Source organism: Treponema endosymbiont of Eucomonympha sp. (assembly GCF_001028545.1).
On record NZ_BBPW01000217.1, the window covers coordinates 1 to 1026 of the forward strand.

Genomic DNA, 1026 nt, shown 5'->3' on the forward strand with positions numbered 1-1026 from the left:
GGCGCTGCTCTCCGATAAACCGGATACGGGCGCTAAGAAAAAAGCCGCGTCTGCGCCAGTACCCGACACAGACGAGGCTATCAGGCTGTGGAAGGGCGATGATTCAGCGCTGTTCACCGGGCACCGCGATTCGGAAGGAGCGCCGTTTTCCAGCTATCGGCTTGAATCGGCGCTTGCCGCCGAAAAAATCAAGGGCTATATCACCGGCTCGATACTCGCCTATGACGGCTATGCCGCGGTGAGCGCGACGCTCCGCGTATACCCCGGCGGCGTCGCAGCGGGGGAAGCGCTCGAAATCGGCGCGGTTGCCGATTCGCACCAAATCGCGCGGCTTTTGGCGAATGCGCTGCTGCCACCGTTGCTGGACACGCAGACGGCAAAACTTATCGTCGCGTTCCCGCCCGAAATGGACGCCGGCTCGGTGCGCGTCAGCATAGACGCGGTGTCTGTTCAGAAACCGGCAGAGTCGACAGCGGTTCGAAGCGGCGTTCATATTGTCTCGGTCGAAGCGACAGGATATGAAACCGAGACGCTCTCAATGCAGTTTGCGGGGGATACAACCTACCGGCTCAACTTTGCGTTGCGGGAAGCGTCGCCCGACGTGGTTTCCGTCGCGCTCAAAAAGACGGTGCCGGGCGTTTTTCTGCTGAACGCGGCGGTGGAAAACCCGTCGCCCGCGACGATTACGGTAAACGGGGAAACGGTGCTCGGCCGCTTTGACGGCGAAACCGGCTCTCCGGGCTATTTCTATATCCCCGTCAAGCTGGACGGCGCCCGAAACTGGAAGGTGCAGCCAACCAATTACGATATCACCGCAAAAATTGAGACAGCGCGCAAAATCATGTATGCTTCGTACAGTGCGTTGATGATTGCGGTGCCGGTCTGGTTTTATACTATGGGCGAATATCAGGTGAGATATCACGGCTTGGTATTAGGCTACCGCCTTGACGCTACAGACGAGGTGGAAAAATGGAAGCAGTATTCCAATTACGCCGGTTATGGGTCTGCCGCAATCGGGCTCAACTT

General features: G+C 58.2%; 1 protein-coding gene. It reads left to right on the forward strand.

The features are described from left to right. Nucleotides 1-1026, forward strand: a 1026-nt coding sequence (locus tag AWU74_RS11775; protein ID WP_187150893.1) for a DUF8525 domain-containing protein, incomplete at both ends; no start/stop codon positions are given.